Annotated in this window: 21 protein-coding genes; 9 read left to right on the top strand and 12 right to left on the bottom strand. The window is 35.5% G+C overall.

Annotation, left to right across the window (positions count from 1 at the left end):
* Positions 1-14 precede the first annotated feature (14 nt).
* Complete coding sequence (locus tag DCS95_RS02375) at positions 15-1646, bottom strand: PorP/SprF family type IX secretion system membrane protein (protein ID WP_116769237.1); 1632 nt, start codon at positions 1644-1646, stop codon at positions 15-17.
* A gap of 84 nt (positions 1647-1730) precedes the next feature.
* Here DCS95_RS02375 and DCS95_RS02380 point away from each other — a divergent pair, with 84 nt between their 5' ends.
* The gene (locus tag DCS95_RS02380) at positions 1731-2273 is read left to right on the top strand and encodes a SixA phosphatase family protein (protein WP_116769238.1); all 543 of its coding nucleotides are present in this window, start codon (positions 1731-1733) and stop codon (positions 2271-2273) included.
* A gap of 79 nt (positions 2274-2352) precedes the next feature.
* On the top strand, positions 2353-2814 hold the full coding sequence (gene smpB / locus DCS95_RS02385) for an SsrA-binding protein SmpB (RefSeq protein ID WP_116769239.1): 462 nt from the start codon (positions 2353-2355) through the stop codon (positions 2812-2814).
* On the opposite strand, the gene DCS95_RS02390 is transcribed toward smpB, so the two are convergent.
* On the bottom strand, positions 2811-3452 hold the full coding sequence (locus DCS95_RS02390; RefSeq protein WP_116769240.1) for a protein-L-isoaspartate(D-aspartate) O-methyltransferase: 642 nt from the start codon (positions 3450-3452) through the stop codon (positions 2811-2813). The two genes, smpB and DCS95_RS02390, sit on opposite strands and share 4 nt — an antisense overlap.
* A gap of 145 nt (positions 3453-3597) precedes the next feature.
* On the opposite strand from DCS95_RS02390, the gene DCS95_RS02395 reads away from it, so the two are divergent.
* From DCS95_RS02395 to DCS95_RS02425, 7 genes are read left to right on the top strand one after another with little or no spacing between them, the layout of a single operon-like run.
* Positions 3598-4572 (top strand): Gfo/Idh/MocA family protein, encoded by a 975-nt coding sequence (locus tag DCS95_RS02395; protein WP_116769241.1) that lies wholly within the window; start codon positions 3598-3600, stop codon positions 4570-4572.
* Complete coding sequence (locus tag DCS95_RS02400; RefSeq protein WP_116769242.1) at positions 4569-5459, top strand: 3-hydroxyacyl-CoA dehydrogenase family protein; 891 nt, start codon at positions 4569-4571, stop codon at positions 5457-5459. Before DCS95_RS02395 ends, DCS95_RS02400 begins: the two co-directional genes overlap by 4 nt.
* A gap of 20 nt (positions 5460-5479) precedes the next feature.
* Complete coding sequence (locus DCS95_RS02405) at positions 5480-6133, top strand: YggS family pyridoxal phosphate-dependent enzyme (RefSeq protein ID WP_116769243.1); 654 nt, start codon at positions 5480-5482, stop codon at positions 6131-6133.
* 38 nt (positions 6134-6171) lie between these two features.
* The gene (locus DCS95_RS02410) at positions 6172-7539 is read left to right on the top strand and encodes an exonuclease domain-containing protein (RefSeq protein WP_116769244.1); all 1368 of its coding nucleotides are present in this window, start codon (positions 6172-6174) and stop codon (positions 7537-7539) included.
* A gap of 1 nt (position 7540) precedes the next feature.
* Complete coding sequence (locus tag DCS95_RS02415) at positions 7541-8401, top strand: ion transporter (protein WP_236564516.1); 861 nt, start codon at positions 7541-7543, stop codon at positions 8399-8401.
* Positions 8394-9314, top strand: coding sequence for a tRNA (adenosine(37)-N6)-dimethylallyltransferase MiaA (gene miaA, locus DCS95_RS02420; RefSeq protein ID WP_116769245.1), 921 nt, complete (start codon positions 8394-8396; stop codon positions 9312-9314). Before DCS95_RS02415 ends, miaA begins: the two co-directional genes overlap by 8 nt.
* A complete protein-coding gene (locus DCS95_RS02425; RefSeq protein WP_244178361.1) occupies positions 9307-9795 on the top strand; it encodes a gluconokinase in 489 nt (162 codons plus the stop codon). The genes miaA and DCS95_RS02425 overlap by 8 nt, the downstream gene beginning before the upstream one ends.
* 53 nt (positions 9796-9848) lie before the next feature.
* On the opposite strand, the gene DCS95_RS02430 is transcribed toward DCS95_RS02425, so the two are convergent.
* From DCS95_RS02430 to DCS95_RS02475, 10 genes are all read right to left on the bottom strand, one after another.
* Positions 9849-10562: a response regulator transcription factor gene (locus tag DCS95_RS02430; RefSeq protein ID WP_027067244.1), complete on the bottom strand. Its 714-nt coding sequence runs from the start codon at positions 10560-10562 to the stop codon at positions 9849-9851.
* A 7-nt stretch (positions 10563-10569) separates the two neighbouring features.
* Entirely contained in the window at positions 10570-12153 is a 1584-nt protein-coding gene (locus DCS95_RS02435; RefSeq protein ID WP_116769246.1) for a sensor histidine kinase, read from the bottom strand.
* Between the two features lie 83 nt (positions 12154-12236).
* The gene (coaE, locus tag DCS95_RS02440; protein ID WP_116769247.1) at positions 12237-12821 is read right to left on the bottom strand and encodes a dephospho-CoA kinase; all 585 of its coding nucleotides are present in this window, start codon (positions 12819-12821) and stop codon (positions 12237-12239) included.
* Entirely contained in the window at positions 12818-13783 is a 966-nt protein-coding gene (locus tag DCS95_RS02445) for a CdaR family protein (protein ID WP_116769248.1), read from the bottom strand. Before DCS95_RS02445 ends, coaE begins: the two co-directional genes overlap by 4 nt.
* Entirely contained in the window at positions 13783-14790 is a 1008-nt protein-coding gene (locus DCS95_RS02450) for a glycosyltransferase family 2 protein (protein ID WP_116769249.1), read from the bottom strand. The genes DCS95_RS02445 and DCS95_RS02450 overlap by 1 nt, the downstream gene beginning before the upstream one ends.
* Positions 14791-14844: 54 nt before the next feature.
* Entirely contained in the window at positions 14845-15651 is an 807-nt protein-coding gene (locus tag DCS95_RS02455) for an enoyl-ACP reductase FabI (RefSeq protein ID WP_116769250.1), read from the bottom strand.
* 83 nt (positions 15652-15734) lie between these two features.
* Complete coding sequence (gene recN / locus DCS95_RS02460; protein ID WP_116769251.1) at positions 15735-17387, bottom strand: DNA repair protein RecN; 1653 nt, start codon at positions 17385-17387, stop codon at positions 15735-15737.
* Positions 17388-17442: 55 nt separating this feature from the next.
* Positions 17443-18336 carry a type IX secretion system protein PorD gene (gene porD, locus DCS95_RS02465; RefSeq protein ID WP_116770126.1) on the bottom strand — a complete coding sequence of 298 codons (894 nt, stop codon included), beginning with the start codon at positions 18334-18336 and terminating at the stop codon, positions 17443-17445.
* Positions 18329-19534, bottom strand: a complete 1206-nt coding sequence (gene coaBC, locus DCS95_RS02470) for a bifunctional phosphopantothenoylcysteine decarboxylase/phosphopantothenate--cysteine ligase CoaBC (protein ID WP_116769252.1) — start codon at positions 19532-19534, stop codon at positions 18329-18331. The genes porD and coaBC overlap by 8 nt, the downstream gene beginning before the upstream one ends.
* 5 nt (positions 19535-19539) lie before the next feature.
* Positions 19540-19866, bottom strand: coding sequence for a DNA-directed RNA polymerase subunit omega (locus DCS95_RS02475; protein ID WP_058104250.1), 327 nt, complete (start codon positions 19864-19866; stop codon positions 19540-19542).
* Between the last annotated feature and the right edge of the window lie 10 nt (positions 19867-19876).

Below are 19876 nucleotides of genomic sequence, written 5' to 3' on the forward strand. Positions count from 1 at the left end.
AAGTCAGGAGTGTTTTACTCTCCTGTTACCCTAAATATCCAGATTTTATCTGTGTACTTACCGTTTAATTTGGAGTCTCTTGCCTGTCTAGCATCTTTTATAAAATCATATTTAGCCAAATACACATAGTTGTATTTATTCTTATCCCTAAAGAAAGATTTGGCATCAATGCCTCTTTTTTTCATGTCGGCTAAAAAGGCGTCCAAGTATTTTTTAGTTCCAAAAACATTGGCAATTAAATAATATCCTGGTTCTAGATTCCCTTCTTTGGTAACTTCTTCATACTTCTCCCCTGCCTTGACTTCAACAACCTCATTCTTCATTGCTAAAGCCTTACTTTCTGCAATTGAATCTTGTCTTCTTTGTTGAGCCAATGCAACAGCTTCTGCCTCACGCTTCATAACAGTAGCAATCGAATCTTTTTGTCTTTGTTGACCTAAGGCTCTTGCTGCTGCCAATGCCTGCTCTGCTTTGGCATTCTCAATAGAATCTCTTTTTCTCTTAATATCCCTTTTAGATTGCTTTACAGCTAAATCTGATTTTCGGGATGCATTTTGAATGGAATCTTTTATTCTCTTACTTTCAATTAGTGCTAAACGTTCTTGTTTTTTCGCTTCACGCTTTAAAGCCAACTTTTCGGCTTTGGTCAATTCCGCTGAAGCCAACTCTTCATCCTGTGTATCAAGCATATTTTCCTTTTCCTCTTCACCTGCTATTAGTTCTTCTTCAAGTTTATCTTCAGGTGTTTGTTGTTTTCCTAACTTATAAGAAGTCACCAATTCAAAAGTAGGATCTTGTCCATTTAGGTCTGAACTTGTTCCTACTTCTACCAACGCTCCAAAGGACAAGCGCTTAAAAAAACGACCGCCAATACCACCAGACAATCCGTAAAAACTATTATAACCAGCCTGTACCCAATATTTGTTCGTAGTCAACAATGTGGTTAAACCAACCTGATCATCCAATCCTGGTATGGTCTTATAATATACTATAGGTCTTATAACGGAACTATTGTCGGTGCTTAAAATACTCACGGGAAAATCATAACTTACCAATGCCTGAAACATTCTATCATCTGGACTTGTGTTTCGCTCATTGGTCGTAAAATTGTAATCGAATAGATTCTCCGATACCAATCCAATATTAAATCTATCAATATTTAAATTTATACCAGGCGCCATTTGAAGTATAAAGTCATTCTCGGCGGAAGTCTGTATTGGGTTAGGAACAAAAAAGCGATCATCAGCCAATTTTTGTTGAAAGGCGAAAACATTCATACCAACACCTAAAAAAACATTCTCACTAAGTTCTATGTTGTAAGCGTAATTTAAGGCAGCTCCGGTGTTTAAAAAAATACCTGTATTATGCTGAAAAAAACCAACTCCTGCAGCCGAAACATCATTTAATTTAGCCGTATAATTTAAAAAGAGTGAAGTTGGGTCACCGTCATAAGTTTGCCACTGCCATCTTGCCCAGAATGCAACCGAAGAAGGATTATTTTTATCTAAGCTATACGCAGGATTTAGTAAGCTCCCGTTATATTCTGTTAAGTTTTGCTGCCTAAAATCGGTAGGAAGTACTACTTCCTGAGCCTTAAGACCTAGAACTACAAAACCAATAAGAAGTGCCCCACAAAATTTTTTCATATGCAAAAAAACAAAAAATAGACTATTTATAGTACTATTTTGAAGTAATTTTAGTTATTAAATTAATACACCAAACATAATTTCATGAAAGCAATCAAGTATATTCTTTTTATTTTACTGTCTGTTAATCTTTCTTGTAAAGATGAACCAGTTGTAGACAATTCTCAAGAAGAAACTTCTATATCTACATTTTATTTAATTAGGCATGCCGAAAAAGATAGAACCAATCTTGATGATGCAGACCCAGAATTAAATCAAAAAGGCTTAGGCAGAGCCATGCACTGGGCAGAAATATTGGCTGATACAGAATTGGATGCTATTTATTCTACTGACTATAACAGAACTTCAATGACCGCAGCACCAACTTCTGTAAAGCAAAATATAGATGTTCAATACTATGACCCAAGCACTATTGATATTGCTCAATTTAAAGCAGACAACCTAAATAAGAATGTATTGGTAGTGGGCCACAGTAATACGACGCCAGAGTTTGTAAACATGCTGATCGACGAACAAAAATTCTACAGTATTGATGATAGCGAAAACGGTACATTGTTCATTGTAAAAATTATAAATGGCATACCAACCGTAGATAAGCTTATTTTCAACTGCAACTGTCCGGAATAACACGCTATTACTTAATTGTACCAGTAATTACTTTTAAAAGACAAAAACATTAAATGATTTGTTCTTACTTTTGTAAGTAATGCAGAATACAATCAACATAAAGAACAAAAGAGCTCGTTTTGAATACGAGTTACAAGATAAGTTTACGGCAGGTATTGTTTTGGCGGGTACCGAAATTAAAGCCATTAGAGAAGGTCGTGCATCTATCTCTGAAAGCTTTTGTGAATTTAACGACAATGGCGAACTATTTGTGATCAATATGCAAATAGATGAGTATTCGCATGCATCTCATTTTAATCACAAGCCTAAAGCCGAACGTAAGTTATTACTTCAAAAAAGGGAACTTAAAAAACTTGGTAAAGAAGTAAAAACTTCTGGTCTTACCATTGTACCCCTTAGAGTTTTTATTAATGACCGCGGACTAGCAAAAATGCAGATAGCACTTGCAAAGGGTAAAAAACTTTACGATAAGAGGGAAACTATTAAAGATCGCGACAATAAAAGAAATCTAGATCGTATTAAAAAGAGCTTTAATAATTAGTTTTTATTCTCTAGTAAGGGCACAAATCTAAAAGACCCATATTCCGTTTTTGAGAATTCTTTTTCGGTTGTTCTTACGAACAAGGTCATAATTTGCTCATCAAACCCTATTGGTATTACTAGCCTGCCACCTACTTTCAATTGAGACAGAAGTGCCTTTGGAACTTCGGGTGCTCCAGCGGTAACAATAATTCGATCAAAAGGTGCCTCTTTCGGTAAACCTTTATAACCATCTCCAAAAATTACCTGTTTTGGTCTATAGCCCATTTTCTTAAAAAAAATGTTGGTTTTCTTAAACAGCTCTAGCTGTCTTTCAATAGTATAGACCTTTACCTTTAGCTTTAGAAGTATTGCGGTTTGGTAACCACTACCTGTACCTATCTCCAATACCTTTTGCCCCTGCTCTAATTGTAATAATTCTGTCTGAAAAGCAACGGTGTAAGGATGGGAAATAGTTTGATTCGCTGCAATTGGAAATGCTTTGTTTTGATAGGCATGCCCTTCAAAACTACTGTCCATAAATAAATGCCTTGGTATTTCCCTTACGGCATCTAATACTTTATTATCAGTTATTCCCTTGTCTATCAATACTTGCGCTAAATGGTTGCGCATTCCCCTGTGTTTTAAGGTATCTTTCAATGGTAGTCGGTTTGTTCTTCAAAGTTAACAAAGATCTTTTAACGAGGGAAGAACCTATTGAAAGTTATCACAGTTTTTCTAAAATTGAAATACTGCATAGGATAAAAGTAGCGAACTATGTGTATTTTTGAGGAAAACGAAACAAATGTTAAAAGTTGGTGTTTTAGGAGCTGGGCATTTGGGTAAAATCCACCTTAGACTTCTAAACGAATCTGAAAAATATGAACTAATAGGTTTCCACGATGCCGATAGTTCAAATGGAGAAAAAGTCAATTCTGAATTTGGGTATACCTATTTCAAAAATCTTGATGATTTGATCGATGACGTAGATGTGGTCGATATTGTTACTCCTACCCTTTCACATTACGAGTGTGCAAGAAAATCTATTGAAAAAGGCAAACATATTTTTATAGAGAAACCTATAACCCACACCTTAGAAGAAGCTAACGCTTTGCTAGACTTGGAAAAAGAATTCGGAGTTAAAGGTCAAGTTGGTCATGTAGAACGTTTTAACCCTGCCTTTACTGCGGTAAAACAAGCTATAAAAGAACCTATGTTCATTGAAACGCACAGGTTGGCCGAGTTTAATCCGAGAGGTACGGATGTACCTGTTGTTTTAGATTTAATGATTCATGATATCGATGCTATTTTAAGTGTTGTAAATTCTGAGGTAAAGCAAATTAATGCAAGTGGTGTATCTGTAATTAGTCAGTCGCCCGATATTGCCAATGCCAGACTGGAGTTCGAAAATGGTTGTGTAGCCAATTTAACGGCTAGTCGAATTTCATTAAAGAACATGAGAAAGTCTCGTTTCTTTCAAAAGGATGCATATATATCGGTAGATTTCTTAGAAAAGAAAGTAGAAGTCGTAAAAATGAAGGATGCACCAAAGGAACCTGGAGATTTTGATATGATTCTACAAAACGCTGAAGGTATAAAAAAGCAAATCTATTTTGAAAATCCATCTATTGAAACCAATAATGCCATTTTAGATGAACTTGAATCTTTTGCAGCTGCAATTGAGCACAATACGACACCGATAGTTAGTTTAAAGCAAGGAACACAGGCACTAAAGGTTGCCTTACAAATTATAGCGGCATTTAATCCAAATAAAATATGAATAAAGTAGCAGTTATAGGTGCAGGTACAATGGGAAACGGAATTGCCCATGTTTTTGCACAAAGCGGATTTCAAGTACACCTTATTGATGTTTCACAAGAGGCTTTAGACAAAGGGTTGGCTACCATAGCCAACAATTTAGATCGCATGGTTGCCAAGGAAAAGATTACCAATGAGGAGAAATCAAATACATTGGAAAATATTACTTCGTTTACCTATTTAAAGGATGGTGTAAAAGATGTACAACTTGCCATTGAAGCCGCTACTGAAAATGTAACCATAAAGCTAAACCTTTTTAAGGAATTAGATGCAGTTTGTGATAGCAGTACCATTTTAGCATCCAATACTTCCTCCATTTCTATAACTCAAATCGCCGCTGTTACCAACAGGGCAGATAAAGTTATTGGTATGCACTTTATGAACCCAGTGCCTATTATGAAATTGGTTGAAATTATAAGGGGTTACAGCACATCTAACGAGACCACTGAAAGCATAATGGAATTGTCTAAAAAATTAGGCAAAACACCTACCGAGGTCAATGATTACCCTGGTTTTGTTGCCAACAGAATATTAATGCCAATGATCAATGAAGCCATAGAAACTTTGCACCATGGCGTTGCAGGTGTACAGGAAATAGATACGGTGATGAAACTTGGAATGGCACACCCAATGGGACCTCTTCAACTAGCCGATTTTATAGGGTTAGATGTTTGCCTTTCTATTTTAAACGTTATGTATGATGGATTTAAGAATCCTAAATACGCACCATCACCTTTATTGGTCAATATGGTGATGGCCGGTAAGAAAGGAGTAAAATCTGGAGAGGGCTTTTATGATTACACCGAAAGCAAAAAAGCCGAGGTGGTATCAAGTCAATTTGCAAACTAAATAGTAATTGAAATACATATATGTCGGTAAAAGAAAATCTTTTAGCTATTAATGAAAAAATACCTGATAATGTGACCTTGGTTGCCGTATCAAAAACAAAACCTATTTCTGCCATACAAGAAGCATATGATCAGGGACAACGAATTTTCGGCGAAAACAGGGTTCAGGAAATGACCGAAAAATGGGAGAAAATGCCTAAGGACATAGAATGGCATATGATCGGTCACCTACAGCGAAATAAAGTAAAGTATATGGCTGAATTTGTATCGCTTGTTCATGGTGTAGACAGCCCTAGATTACTAGCTGAAATCAATAAGCAGGCCGAAAAACACAATAGAACAATTTCTTGTCTGTTACAAGTACATATTGCCGAAGAAGACACGAAATTTGGTTTTAATGAAGAGGAATTACTTGAACTTGTGCATACCGATAGTTTTAAGGCCCATAAAAACGTAAAAATCAAAGGACTAATGGGCATGGCTACATTTACCGATGACATGGATCAGGTAAGGCGTGAGTTTAAAGGTTTAAAATCGCTTTACACAAAACTTAAAGGCCAATATACTGATTTCGATGTCCTATCTATGGGCATGAGCGGCGATTATCAAATTGCAATTGAAGAAGGCAGTACCGTGGTACGTATAGGAAGTAGTATCTTTGGATCAAGAAATTAACTCCTAAAACCACCACGACCCAAAACAGAAAATAATACATGTACGCAATTTTAGATATTGAAACAACTGGAGGAAAATTTAATGAGGAAGGAATTACTGAAATTGCTATTCACAAGTTTGACGGTCAAAAAGTAGTTGATAAATTTATCAGTTTGGTTAATCCTGAGAAGGAAATACAACCTTTTGTAGTTAAACTTACCGGTATCAACAGTAAAATGCTAAGAACGGCTCCTAAGTTTTACGAGGTTGCCAAACGTATTATTGAAATTACCGAAGACACAGTTATCGTAGCGCACAACGCACAGTTCGACTATAGAATTTTACGAACGGAATTTAGACGCTTAGGTTACAATTTTGAACGTAAAACCCTTTGTACAGTAGATCTTTCTAAACTACTGTTACCAGATGCAGAATCTTATAGTTTAGGAAAACTAGTAAGGTCATTGGGCATACCTGTAAGTGATAGACATAGAGCAAACGGAGATGCCTTGGCAACCGTAAAACTATTTAAGCTCTTATTGGCGAAAGATTCTGAAAAAGTTATTATCAAAGACACGATTAGAAAAGAAACCCAAGGTGAACTTTCTGAAAAACAATTGGATATCATACGGGATTTACCTAATGAAACAGGGGTGTTCTATATGCATAATAAAGATGGGGACATCATACATTTAAGCAAAACCAGCGATATAAAGAAAAGGGTAAATCAAATCTTTACCAAGACTAACGATAAATTCAAAAAACTTGCTAAAGAGACCAAAAAGGTAACTTATGAGCTTACCGGTAATGAGCTGGTCGCCATATTAAAAGAGCATCAAGAGCTATTAAAGATCAGACCTAAATACAGTACCATTCCTAAGAAAAGAATGTATAGCCATGCAATTTGTACCGCTATTGATGAAAATGGGTACATGAAATTAAAAATAGAACCCTACAGAGAATGCAAAGAACCTTTAGCTCTTTTCAATGGAGTATTCAGCGCTAAAAATTACCGATACAAGATTACTAAAGAATTTGAACTTTGTGAAAAATTAAATGGTATTAGCGAAGCTAGAAGCAACTGTTCCGGTTATGACGAAGGTACTTGTTTGGGCGCATGTATCAATAAAGAAAATGTAGCCGAATACAATAAGAGAGTTATTGCAGCAGTATCTAAAAACAACATTAAAGGCAATAAAGTGTTGGTAATAGACAAGGGTCGTGAAATTGGTGAGCAAAGTGCTATTTTACTCAAAAATGGATCTTTAGTCGGTGTCGGTTTCTATGATTTAAACCATCAAATAAATAATATTCATATCTTAGAAAGTATAATTACCCCTATGAACGGTACCAGAGATGCCAATTATTTAATTGAATCTTACTTGAGAAAGAAACGGGTAGTGAAAATATTGGAATTAAACGATTAGTTTGAAGGAAGACCAAAAATTATCTCCATGGCAGCAAAAACTTCATGAAATTATTTATGAAGCAGACACCCCTATGGGTAAGTTGTTCGATATTATCTTGTTTATAATTATCATTTTTAGTGTTATACTTATAATGCTTGAAAGTGTAAAGGCTATAGATGCAGAGTATCACGAGGTATTATTTATTCTTGAGTGGCTGGTGACCATCTTCTTCACCATTGAATATATAGCAAGAATTATATGTATTAAAAAACCCAGTAATTACATCTTTAGTTTTTACGGGATAATAGATTTTCTGTCTACGATTCCTCTTTATATTTCTTATATTTTTGCTGGTTCGCAAGTGCTTTTAGCTGTTCGTGCATTTAGACTGTTACGTGTATTCAGAATTCTAAAACTTGCACGTTTTCTAGGAGAAGCCTCTCAACTTAAAAGGGCACTAAAGGCAAGTAGGGCAAAAATCACGGTATTTTTATTTGCCGTACTTATTGCTTCTGTGATGATGGGCACATTAATGTATTTAGTTGAAGGAGATGAAGCGGGATTCACCAGTATACCTACAAGTATATATTGGACAATTGTAACATTGACAACCGTAGGTTACGGAGATATTGCCCCTATTACACCCCAAGGACAGGCTATAGCCACTATCATTATGTTATTAGGTTATGGCATCATTGCCGTTCCTACCGGTATGGTAACCGCAGAGTTTGCAAAGCAAGGTAAGGACAACACCTCTAACCTAAAAAACTCAGGTAGATATGTGCACGTAAACACCCAGTGCTGTCCAACATGTACCAAGGAAGGGCATAGAGATGATGCTACTCATTGCTATAATTGTGGATCTTTGTTGAATGAATAATATTCTAATTTCCGTCGTAGGACCAACTGCCATTGGCAAAACCAAATTGGGTATTCTATTAGCCAATCATTTCAAAACAGAAATTATTTCTGCCGATTCTAGACAGTTTTTTAAAGAAATGAGTATTGGTACAGCCGTGCCCGATAAAGAAGAGCTAACACAAGCTAAACATCATTTCATTCAACATAAAAGTATTAACGAAACATATACTGTTGGTGATTTTGAACGAGAGGCAACCCAGAAGTTAACCGATCTGTTTAAAACACATAATATAGTTATTATGGTAGGTGGCAGCGGTCTTTATGTAAATGCTGTAACCGACGGATTAAACTCGTTCCCTACCGTTTCACCTTCTGTGCGAGAGCAATTAAATACTGAACTATCGGAATTTGGCATAGCAGCTCTACAACAAAAACTTAAGCAGTTGGACCCTGCATATTACAGTAAAGTTGATATAAACAATCCACAGCGGATTATAAGGGCGCTAGAGGTTACTATAGGTAGCGGAACGCCTTATTCCTCTTTTATTAACCAACCAAAGAAGGAAAGAGACTTTAAGGTTTTAACTATTGGATTAAAGGCAGAAAGAACTATGATTTATGACCGTATCAATAAGCGAGTTGATCTAATGATCGATGCCGGATTATTGGACGAGGCAAAAAAAGTTTACCCATTTAAACACTTAAACGCCTTACAAACGGTTGGTTATAAAGAATTATTCCAGTATTTTGATGATGAATGGACTTTAGAGTTTGCCATTTCTGAAATCAAGAAAAATACCCGAAGATTCGCAAAAAGACAACTTACTTGGTTTTCTCGAAATGAACATACAATGTGGGTCAATTATGATTATGAGCCTAGCAAGCTATATGATAAAATTGACAATGAAATTCAAAAATTAAAACATGGCTAAAAAACAGATTCTATATATAATGGGAGTTTCGGGTAGTGGAAAATCGACTATTGGAAAACTTTTGGCAGATAGATTACAATTTCCATTTTTTGATGGTGATGATTTTCATCTTGATGCAAATGTCAAAAAAATGAAAGCCGGTCACCCACTAAACGATGATGATCGCCAAGGATGGTTAGAACGCCTCAATCAAGTTGGAAAAGATAATTTGGCAACAGGTGCCGTGATCGTTTGCTCATCACTTAAAAAAAAGTACAGGACTATTCTAAGTCAAGATTTAGAAAACAAACATCTTTTTATTTATTTAGAAGGTAGTTTTGACCTTATTAATAAAAGGCTAAGCGCACGAAAAAATCACTACATGCCGGCGGGTCTTTTACAATCTCAATTTGATATATTAGAAACCCCTACCGAAGCATTAATTGTTTCAATAGACCAATCTCCTAATGAAATAGTCGACGATATTATCAAAAAGCTGTAAAACAAAAAAGCATCCATATATAGGATGCTTTTTTATTTATGAAAATTGTGAGCTTATTCCCCCTCAGTCTTTACGACCAAACGGAATCCTTCACCGTGAATATTCAATATTTCTACTGTATCATCTACTTTTAAGTACTTACGTAATTTAGCAATGTAAACATCCATACTACGAGAAGTAAAGTAGTTGTCATCTCTCCAAATTTTAGTCAATGCTAGTTCTCTTGGCATTAAATCATTCTCATGTAAAGCCAATAAACGTAACAACTCATTCTCTTTTGGCGATAATTTTATAGATTCTTCATCTTTATATTTCAAGAACCTCAGTTTAGAATTCAAATGAAATCCTCCAATAGTGAATTCAAATTTCTTACTATCTGCCAATCCGTTAGAAGCCTTTCTTTGAAGAATTGCCTTTAACTTCATCAATAACACTTCAGAATCAAAAGGTTTGTTCAAATAATCATCAGCACCAGCCTTATAACCTTTAAGAACATCTTCTTTCATTGTCTTCGCCGTCAAGAAAACAATTGGCACGTTCTCATTTTTTTCACGTATTTCTTTAGCTAAGGTGAAACCATCCTTGTAAGGCATCATAACATCCAAAATACAAATGTCATAATTGTCTTTTTTAAACTTCTCAAAACCTTCCATTCCATTCTTGGCCAAGGTGACATCAAAGTCATTCATTGACAAATAATCTTTCAACACAATTCCAAAATTTGGATCGTCCTCAACTAAAAGTATCTTCTTGTTTATTGTTTCCATATTTTTTTTATATTAACGGCAATTTGATGTAAAATATACTTCCTTTTCCTTTTTCACTTTCGGCATAAACTTCACCTTGGTGATCTTCTACTATTTTCTTTACGTAGGCCAGTCCTAATCCGTGACCTTTAACATTATGTATGTCTCCTGTGTGTTCTCGATAGAATTTTTCAAATACTTTCTTGACCACATTTTTACTCATACCAGCTCCTTGATCTTGAACTTTGATAATGATATAATTTTTAGCACGCTCTGTATACACATCAATTTTTGGTGCATCTTCAGAATACTTTATGGCATTATCCAACATGTTCACAATAACATTGGTAAAATGCATTTCATTGGCTAAAACTTCTGAACGTTCCGCATCTAAATGCGTATTGATATAGCCTCCTCTATCATCTACAATCAACTCAACATGGGTAATGGCATCTTCTATAATGTCGTGAACATTTACCCTATCCTTACTAATATCTAGCTGATTTTTTTCCAACTTAGATATTCTTAAAACATTTTCTACCTGTGCATGCATACGTTTGTTCTCATCGCGGATCATATGCAAATACCTTAAAACCTTTTCTTGATCAACTATGATCTTTGGATTTCTAATTGCCTCAACCGCAAGATTTATAGTTGCAATTGGAGTTTTAAACTCATGGGTCATATTATTAATGAAATCAGTTTTTATTTCAGATATCTGTTTCTGACGTATTAACTGATAAATAGCACCCGCATAGGCAACCACAATAATAATTGTGAACAGCAATGAAAGCATTGCCAAACCAAGTATGGATTGCACCAAGAAACGTTTTTTCTTTGGAAAGGAAATTAACAAATCAAAATTTGATACCCCTTCAAAATCTACGAACATGGGAGATTTATAGATGTTCGCTTCCGCATACTTAAATTTTGAGGACTTTACCTTAGTTGGCAACCCATTACTGTATACGCCATATTCAAAAGCAATGTCCACTCCTCTATTTTCTAATTCTCGCTGTAACAACAGCTCAATTTCTTGTTTGGAAACCCGTTTATGAATTGGTACGCGTTTGGCATGAACCATAAACATTTCTTCCATGGCGGCCTTTTCCATTTTGTTAAGACCTCCAATTTTCTCAATTCGTTGAATTGGGTTTAAACGTGGAGTGTTACCTTCTAAATCAAAATCTTCTTTGAAAATTGATGTAGTTCGTTTGCTGGTATAATTTTTAATGATGGTGGTATCGGCACCATCACTATTATCAAAGAACGTAGACGAGATTCCGTAATCCTCTTCTAATATACCGTGTTCATACAGTAAAATTTCATTGGAATTAATATCTCGATCAATAAAGAAAAAATTCGTAAGCTGTGCCCCTTTTAGCTCACCTCCAACACTATCCTTCGCATGTAAATACCTATCGAAATAGTTTTTTGACTCCCTTTCTGTAATCTTATTGGTAACACTGTTCAGCGCTTCTGAAACACTGCTAGAAAACTGTTCTTCACTACTATCAATGGATTTGCTGATCCAAAAACTTTGAACGAAAATCAGACCAATAAGTGAAAGGCTCATTAAAACTACTAAGAGCACAAATAACTTTTTGTTCATTGGGGGATAAAATTAAAGATTTAACAGTTAGACGATAGTACGTTTAACCTAACCTTAACAAAAATGTTAAAATTGCTAAATAACTAGCATTCAGATACAATTGAAGCATGTACTTGAAGCACTGAAGACTTAGTTCTTTCTATATCAATATTTTCAACAACATAATCACTTAGATTCAATTTCTCGTCATCTTCTAATTGATTATCCATACGGGCAATTACCTGCTCTCTTGTAACACTGTCCCTATTTACTACCCGAGAAATACGTTCTTCTTTTGGTGCAGTTACCAAAATCACATAATCATATAAATTTTGTACTTCATTCTCAAACAACAAGGCAGTTTCTTGTATGACATAACAAAAATCTTGTTGATTTGCCCAATTGAGAAAATCTTCTCTTACTACCGGGTGCACAATGGCATTAAGTTGTGCCAAAAGTTCAGTATCATTAAAGACTTTTTTAGCTATAAAAGCTCTGTTTAACTGACCTTCTTTATAAGATTCCTTACCTAAAAGTTCTACCAATCGTTTTTTAATATCTGTAGAATTGTTCATTAAGTGTTTTGCGCGTTCATCTGAATTATAGACAGGAACACCTAATTGCATAAACATTTTGGCAACTGTAGATTTACCACTACCAATACCGCCTGTTAACCCTACATACTTCATTCTCTACGCAAAATAAATTCAACCTCATTAACATTTATGACCACATTGTGTAATGTTTTAGGGTATTGCACCAATTTTACAGATAACCTATTACCGGTTTCTTTAGTGGCTTTTTCATAATCTGCCTCAACAACAAAATCCTCTTTTTCCAATTCTTTTAGATGTTCTATAGTACCTTGACAACGCACTTCCACTATTTCAGGAAAAGTACGTACCTGAACGTTACTAGGTAAATTAACTACGTTTACAGGAACTTCAACCACTTTTTCAGAAAATTTAATCACCTTGCCCGAAACCATAACCTTTTGATCAGAAAACGAAGTGCCTTCTAAACCTTTTGGCAAATTAAGAGCTACTTCTTCAGTAAAGGAATTGGATAGGTTATTCTTTGTGATATTTGAAGTTCGTACCACTTTTATGGAATCTATTTGGCTCTTTGGACCAGAAACCTGAATAGAATCTGGATCAACGGTTATTTTGCCATCTAGTTTATGGTTGGTTGCAAAACCCAACTGCAACGCTGCTTCAACAGGAATTTTTTTCGTTTCCAATGAGGTGAAATCAAAATAAATAGCTTCACTTTCAAAATCGACCAAAGCGCTCGAATTACTTAATTGCGCTTCCAATTGTATTCTAATCTGATCAGATGTTAGGTAGTACCTGTCATTCTCAAACATCACCTTACTCACATCTAACTGAATGTGCTTAGGTTTTAATTCATAACCAAGAAATTGAAACCCCACAGCTTTTAATCTCACCGCTATTTCATCTTTTGGGCTAGTAGCCAATAAAAAATCATCTGGTATATTTACATATTCAACCTTAAAACTTGTATTACTAGTATAGGTCAATGACAGTTTATTGATTAACCAGGCAAGTGAAGCGCATAACAAGAAAACAAGGAAGATTTTTACCTTCCTTTTTTTTAATCCTGTTTTGATCCATTCTAGCAAACGCTCCATTACTTCACTCTAAAAAATAATTTAGGAAATATCTCCTCGGGTTTTTTATTAGAAAAGTTAATATACAGGGTTGATTTTAAAAATCCGTATCCATATCCAAAAAATTGTATCACAGTTGCCAATAATGCCAATACCGATACTTTTAAACTACGGGTTTTAGTAAGTGCATCAATAAACAATACCAAAAAGTATGTCGAATACATAAACCAAGGAATCTTAAAGCCAATTAACGCCAATAACAACGAAATAAAGAAACCAACACAAAATACCGTTGGAAACCAAAAGGTTATTTTTTGGGTTTCTGGATGCCACTTATTTAAAATAGGCCTTACCATTCCGAATTTATTGACCTGAATATAAAACTTGTTCCAGTCTATTCTTCTTTTATGATAAACGAAGGCTTCTAAAATCAATTTTGTTCGGTAACCTTTGTTCCAAATACGAATAGTTAGATCAGGATCTTCGCCTGGGTGTATATTTCCGTATCCACCAACATTTTCAAAAGCTTCTTTAGAAATACCCATATTAAAACTCCTGGGCTGAAATTTATCTACTGATTTTTTACCACCACGAATACCTCCCGTAGTCAAAAATGAAGTCATGGCATAATTAATTGCCTTTTGCACATTAGAGAACGATTCATGTGCAGCATCTGGTCCTCCATAGCAGTGTACGAAATCTTCTTGCAAACTTTTATCCGCTTCTATTAAATACTGCGGTGGCACAATACAATCGGAATCCAGAATAATAAAGTAATTGCCTTTTGCCTTTTGCATTCCATAGTTACGGGAATCACCAGGACCGGAATTCGGCTTTTTGTAATATGATATGGATAACACATCTACGTACTCACCTATGACTTCCTCTGAAGATATAGTAGAACCGTCTTCAACGATTACCACTTCAAAAGGTTGGTCATAGGTTTGTATCCGTAGACTATCCAATAATTCTTTAATTTCATTGGGTCTATTGTATACGGGAATGATAAAAGAAAACGATAAGTTCATTATTACTCTCCTTTTATAATAGGCTCCAATAAAATTGGAATATTAAAATATTGATTAAAATTTCTCTATCACCTCTTGGCTAACCCCTGTATTTGAGAAACCACCATCGTGAAACAAGTTCTGCATGGTTACTTTTCTTGTTAGATCAGAAAATAATGTTACTGTATAATCAGCACAGTCTTGAGCTGAGGCATTACCCAACGGAGACATTTTTTCCGCATAACTGATAAATCCATCAAACCCCTTTACACCTTGACCAGCTGTAGTTGCCGTAGGCGATTGAGAAATGGTATTTACACGTACTTTCTTTTCTTTACCAAAGAAGTAACCAAAGCTACGCGCTACAGACTCTAAGTATGCTTTATTATCTGCCATATCATTATAATCTGGGAAAGTTCTTTGTGCAGCCATGTATGTTAATGCCACTATACTACCCCACTCATTCATAGCATCTGCCTTATAAAGTGATTGCATAACCTTATGAAACGACAATGCCGAAACATCCCATCCTTTTTGAGTAAAGTCGTATTTTTCATCTGTATACGCTCTACCTTTACGAACGTTGACCGACATACCAATAGAGTGTAATACAAAGTCGATTTTTCCCCCTAAGATTTCGACAGATTTTGCAACCAAATTATCCAAATCTTCTACACTAGTTGCATCTGCAGGAATAATTTCTGAACCGGTTTTCTTTGCCAACTCATCTATTTGACCCATTCTCATGGCAATTGGGGCATTCGTCAATACAAAAGTACCTCCTTCATCATGCACAGTTTGTGCTGTTTTCCACGCAATAGAATTTTCGTCTAATGCTCCAAAAATAATTCCCCTTTTTCCTTTTAATAAGTTATATCCCATGATGGTTAATTCTATTGTTTGATTTAATATTCAAAGATATCTAAAATATGTTAAAACAAAATTGAAGTACGATGTAAAAACCCTTAATTTAAAAGTTGTTTTGCATGCGCCAATGCCGAATCGGATAAATCCTTTCCTCCTAACATATGAGCTAATTCCACTACCCTTTCCTCTGTGGTCAGTTCTTTCAGGTTGGTCATGGTACGTTCAGCTCCTTCTGTTTTATAGACTTTAAAGTGATGGTTTCCTTTTGATGCCACTTGTGGTAAATGCGTAATGGAGAATACCTGAAGGTCTGCACTCATTTCTTTCATAATATCTGCCATTCGGTTTGATATTTCTCCAGAAACCCCGGTATCTATTTCATCGAACATAATTGTCGGCAGCTTTTCATACTTGGCAAGCAATGCTTTTATTACCAACATAATTCTAGATAGTTCACCTCCTGAAGCCACTTTCTTTAACTCCCCATAATTACCGCCTTTGTTGGCGGTAAACAGAAATGAAAGTTCATCCATACCCGTAGTATTGAAGTTTTCGGTATCGTTTAGACTAATTTGAAACGATGCACTTGGCATACCCAACGAATTTAAGTCCGATTCCAATTTTTTCTTCAATTGCGGAATTACAGCATTTCGTTTTTCACGAATTGCTATTGCCTGTTTCTTCAAAACTGCTTCCATTTCTTGAATCTCCTTGGTTTTAGATGCAATCTTTTCATCTAAACCGGCTGTTTCAAAAACTTTATCAGCAAGTTTGTTCTTAATTTCAATCAGCTCCGAAACATCACTGGCGTTATGTTTTTTAAGAAGATCGTATAATAGTTGAAGCTTTCCATTAACCTGTTCCAATTGATCAGGGTTTGCCTCTACGCCATCTTGTAAGCGCTGTAGCTCAGCGTTTACATCATCTAGCTCTATTAATACGGACTGAACACGCTCGTACAAATCCTTATAATGAACACCGAAATCAATCAGCTTAGAAAACGATTGGCGCATTTCTGCTACTAAGGGCAAAACACCTATCTGTTCATCATTGAACAATTGATCTCCTTTGGATAATTGCTCCATGATCAATTCTACATTGTTCAACTGTTCATACTCCTCTTCCAGCAATTCAACAATACCTTCTTTTAACGGCGCTTTTTCAAGCTCCTCTAACATAAAAGTGTTATAATCTTGCTCTTTAATCGCAGTACTCTGTACTTCAACAAGCTCTTGAAGCTCTTTTTGAGCCTTGCGAAATATCTTTAACCCTTTTCTATATTCAGCTAATCTCTTTTGATTGTTTGCCAACGCATCTACCAATTTCAACTGAAAATCATTTTCAGTAAGCTGCATGGTTTGATGTTGTGAATGAATATCTATTAAATTTTCACCTAAAACAGATAAAACGCCTAAGGTTACCGGAGTGTCATTTACAAATGCCCTAGATTTTCCACTTGGTAAAATTTCACGCCTTATTACGGTACTATCTTCGTAATCCAAATCATTTTCCTCAAAGAAATTTTGGAGTCCGTAAGTGTCAATTTTAAAAGTTCCTTCTATTATACATTTCTGGTCTTTAAGCCTTAATGAGCTTAAATCTGCCCGCTTACCTAGAACCAAGGACAAACCGCCCAATAAGATTGACTTACCGGCACCTGTTTCTCCTGTAATAACAGTAAAACCTTTATTAAAGTCTACTTCTAGACTATCGATTAATGCGTAATTAGAAATGGTAAGGGTTGAAAGCACGCGTTAGAATTTTAGATACACAAAGGTAATCTATAATTCGGTTTTGTAAAATGGTTCAATACTTAATATCGTTCCAAGTAGTGGCGTATAATGGTGCTATTTTATTTAAGGTTTCCTTAAGCTTAACGATATCTACTTTTGGTCCGTCCGAGAAAATATTCTTTATCTCCTCAGATTTAGCATCAAAGAATGTAGATATTAAAAAAGCGTTAGGTCTTCTATTGATCATGGTCTGAAACAAATTCATGGTACCTGCAATGACCTGCTTTCCAGTGCTATTGTTATCAGGTAAAATATCCAAACCTTTTCTATGATAGTTATACATAGCAATACGATACTCCCTATAGGTATTAGAAAGTAGATTGTCTATTAATTCAAACCTACTTCGGTTAGAATCTGAAGACTGGCTCCATCCGGCAGAATTACTTCCTTGCGCTTGCGTAACAATACTCTGTGCTTTTCTGTAAAACTCCGTTCCACCCTCTAAAGAAAAAGTATCGGCATCAAGACCTAAAATTACGTACACGTAATACGCCATAACGCTGACCAAATTTGACTCAAACTGGTTTTCATTAAATATCAACGGCTGAAACTCTATGTATTGAAAATTAAACGCGTTGTCCTTATAATTAAAAACAGGCGTGGAATAAGATGTGTTATAAACCGGTCTAGATGATTGAATTTGAATATTGCCACTAAAAACATTAGACTCATAAGAGGTTATGGTAATGAACATTTGTGCATTTACACGTTCATTTTCCTTATAAACACGGTTGGTCCATTTTGTTTTGTTTACAAAATCATTCAATGAACGCTCTAAAGTTTTAAAAACCTGAAGATCGCCTTGCGAAAGCTGATCTGAATTGACTGTTACGGCACAGTTCAATTCTTGTGCAAGCGAAACAAAACAAATAAGGTTGAATAAAAATAAAAATATTGCTTTACGCATACCGTCTTTTAATAATTTCATTGAAGATATCCACGGCAACTTCTGCCTTGGTCTTTAGTTCAAACGCAGTAATGTTAGAATTGGTATCTATAAATGAAATTTTATTGGTATCGCCACCAAAGCCCGCACCTTTGTCTCGCATAGAGTTAAGTACAATAGCATCTAAATTTTTACGTGCTAGTTTTCCTTTTGCATTTTCAACCTCGTTTTCGGTCTCCAAGGCAAAGCCTACTAAAAATTGATGGGTTTTATGATCACCGAATGTCTTTAAAATATCGACATTCTTTACTAGTTCAATAGTAAGGTTTTCTTCGGATTTTTTAATTTTTTGTTCCGCAACGGTTTTAGGTCTATAATCTGCCACAGCTGCTGCACATATTACAACATCCGATGTTTCAAAGTACTTTTGCGCATTTTGAAACATGTCATCTGCAGACACAACATTCATAACATGAATGCTATCGTGAGCAACCGTTAATTTGGTTGGTCCTGTAACCAAGAACACCTCTGCCCCTAGGTTAGCCGCTGTTTTGGCAAGCTCAAAGCCCATTAGACCAGAAGAGTGATTTCCTATAAAACGAACCGGATCAATTGCCTCATACGTTGGACCTGCGGTAATTAAAACTTTCTTGCCAGATAACGGCAAACCTTGCGTTATGTTGTTTTTGATAAATGCAATGATTTCTTCCGGCTCGGCCATTCTGCCTTCTCCATGTAAACCACTTGCCAATTCTCCATTAGCGGCAGGAATAATCAAATTACCAAAAGAAGCAAGTTCGTGTAAAGATTTTTTTGTACTTGGATGTTTATACATATCCAGATCCATTGCCGGTGCTACGTACACAGGACATTTGGCCGATAAATATGTAGCCATTAGAATGTTGTCGCAATTACCGCTTACCATTTTAGACATGGTATTGGCAGTTGCAGGTGCAATAACCATTAAGTCTGCCCATAAGCCCATTTCCACATGGTTGTTCCAATCAACCATATTTTCTTCGGACTTAACAAAATCTTGAACAACAGGATTTTTAGCCAATGTGGCCAAGGTAAGTGGGGAAACAAAAGAACTGGCACTATCGGTAAGTATAACCTTAACGTTAGCGCCAGCTTTTATAAATAAACGAACTAAGAATGTTGTCTTATAAGCGGCAATGCCTCCAGTTATTCCTAAAAGAACATTTTTGCCGTTCAACATATTTCTTAAGCGTCTTTTTCTGTATTTCTGTGGTAAATTTTATCCATTAACCACTCTTCTACCGCCATTGCGTGTGGCTTAGGTAATTTTTCGTAGAATTTAGAAACCTCTATTTGCTCTTTATTCTCAAATACCTCTTCTAAGCTATCGCTATAAGTAGCAAATTCTTCTAACTTTTCTAAAAGCTCTTTTTTGATTTCAGAATTGATCTGAATAGCACGTTTTGCAGTAATTGAAATAGCCTCGTATATATTTTCTGTAGGCTGATCAAACTCATTACGATTAATGGTTACCGTAGATACTGATGCTTTAGAGTTTTTTAAATCGTTCATATTCATAATT

It is taken from the genome of Maribacter litoralis (assembly GCF_003075045.1).
Classification (GTDB): Bacteria; Bacteroidota; Bacteroidia; order Flavobacteriales; family Flavobacteriaceae; genus Maribacter; species Maribacter litoralis.

Coding starts and splice junctions, on each gene's coding strand:
- DCS95_RS02375 (WP_116769237.1), bottom strand. CDS start 1,646: ATGAAAAAATTTTGTGGGGCACTTCTTATTGGTTTTGTAGTTCTAGGT.
- DCS95_RS02380 (WP_116769238.1), top strand. CDS start 1,731: ATGAAAGCAATCAAGTATATTCTTTTTATTTTACTGTCTGTTAATCTT.
- smpB (WP_116769239.1), top strand. CDS start 2,353: ATGCAGAATACAATCAACATAAAGAACAAAAGAGCTCGTTTTGAATAC.
- DCS95_RS02395 (WP_116769241.1), top strand. CDS start 3,598: ATGTTAAAAGTTGGTGTTTTAGGAGCTGGGCATTTGGGTAAAATCCAC.
- DCS95_RS02400 (WP_116769242.1), top strand. CDS start 4,569: ATGAATAAAGTAGCAGTTATAGGTGCAGGTACAATGGGAAACGGAATT.
- DCS95_RS02405 (WP_116769243.1), top strand. CDS start 5,480: ATGTCGGTAAAAGAAAATCTTTTAGCTATTAATGAAAAAATACCTGAT.
- DCS95_RS02410 (WP_116769244.1), top strand. CDS start 6,172: ATGTACGCAATTTTAGATATTGAAACAACTGGAGGAAAATTTAATGAG.
- miaA (WP_116769245.1), top strand. CDS start 8,394: ATGAATAATATTCTAATTTCCGTCGTAGGACCAACTGCCATTGGCAAA.
- DCS95_RS02425 (WP_244178361.1), top strand. CDS start 9,307: ATGGCTAAAAAACAGATTCTATATATAATGGGAGTTTCGGGTAGTGGA.
- DCS95_RS02430 (WP_027067244.1), bottom strand. CDS start 10,562: ATGGAAACAATAAACAAGAAGATACTTTTAGTTGAGGACGATCCAAAT.
- DCS95_RS02435 (WP_116769246.1), bottom strand. CDS start 12,153: ATGAACAAAAAGTTATTTGTGCTCTTAGTAGTTTTAATGAGCCTTTCA.
- coaE (WP_116769247.1), bottom strand. CDS start 12,821: ATGAAGTATGTAGGGTTAACAGGCGGTATTGGTAGTGGTAAATCTACA.
- DCS95_RS02445 (WP_116769248.1), bottom strand. CDS start 13,783: ATGGAGCGTTTGCTAGAATGGATCAAAACAGGATTAAAAAAAAGGAAG.
- DCS95_RS02450 (WP_116769249.1), bottom strand. CDS start 14,790: ATGAACTTATCGTTTTCTTTTATCATTCCCGTATACAATAGACCCAAT.
- DCS95_RS02455 (WP_116769250.1), bottom strand. CDS start 15,651: ATGGGATATAACTTATTAAAAGGAAAAAGGGGAATTATTTTTGGAGCA.
- porD (WP_116770126.1), bottom strand. CDS start 18,336: ATGCGTAAAGCAATATTTTTATTTTTATTCAACCTTATTTGTTTTGTT.
- coaBC (WP_116769252.1), bottom strand. CDS start 19,534: ATGTTGAACGGCAAAAATGTTCTTTTAGGAATAACTGGAGGCATTGCC.
- DCS95_RS02475 (WP_058104250.1), bottom strand. CDS start 19,866: ATGAACGATTTAAAAAACTCTAAAGCATCAGTATCTACGGTAACCATT.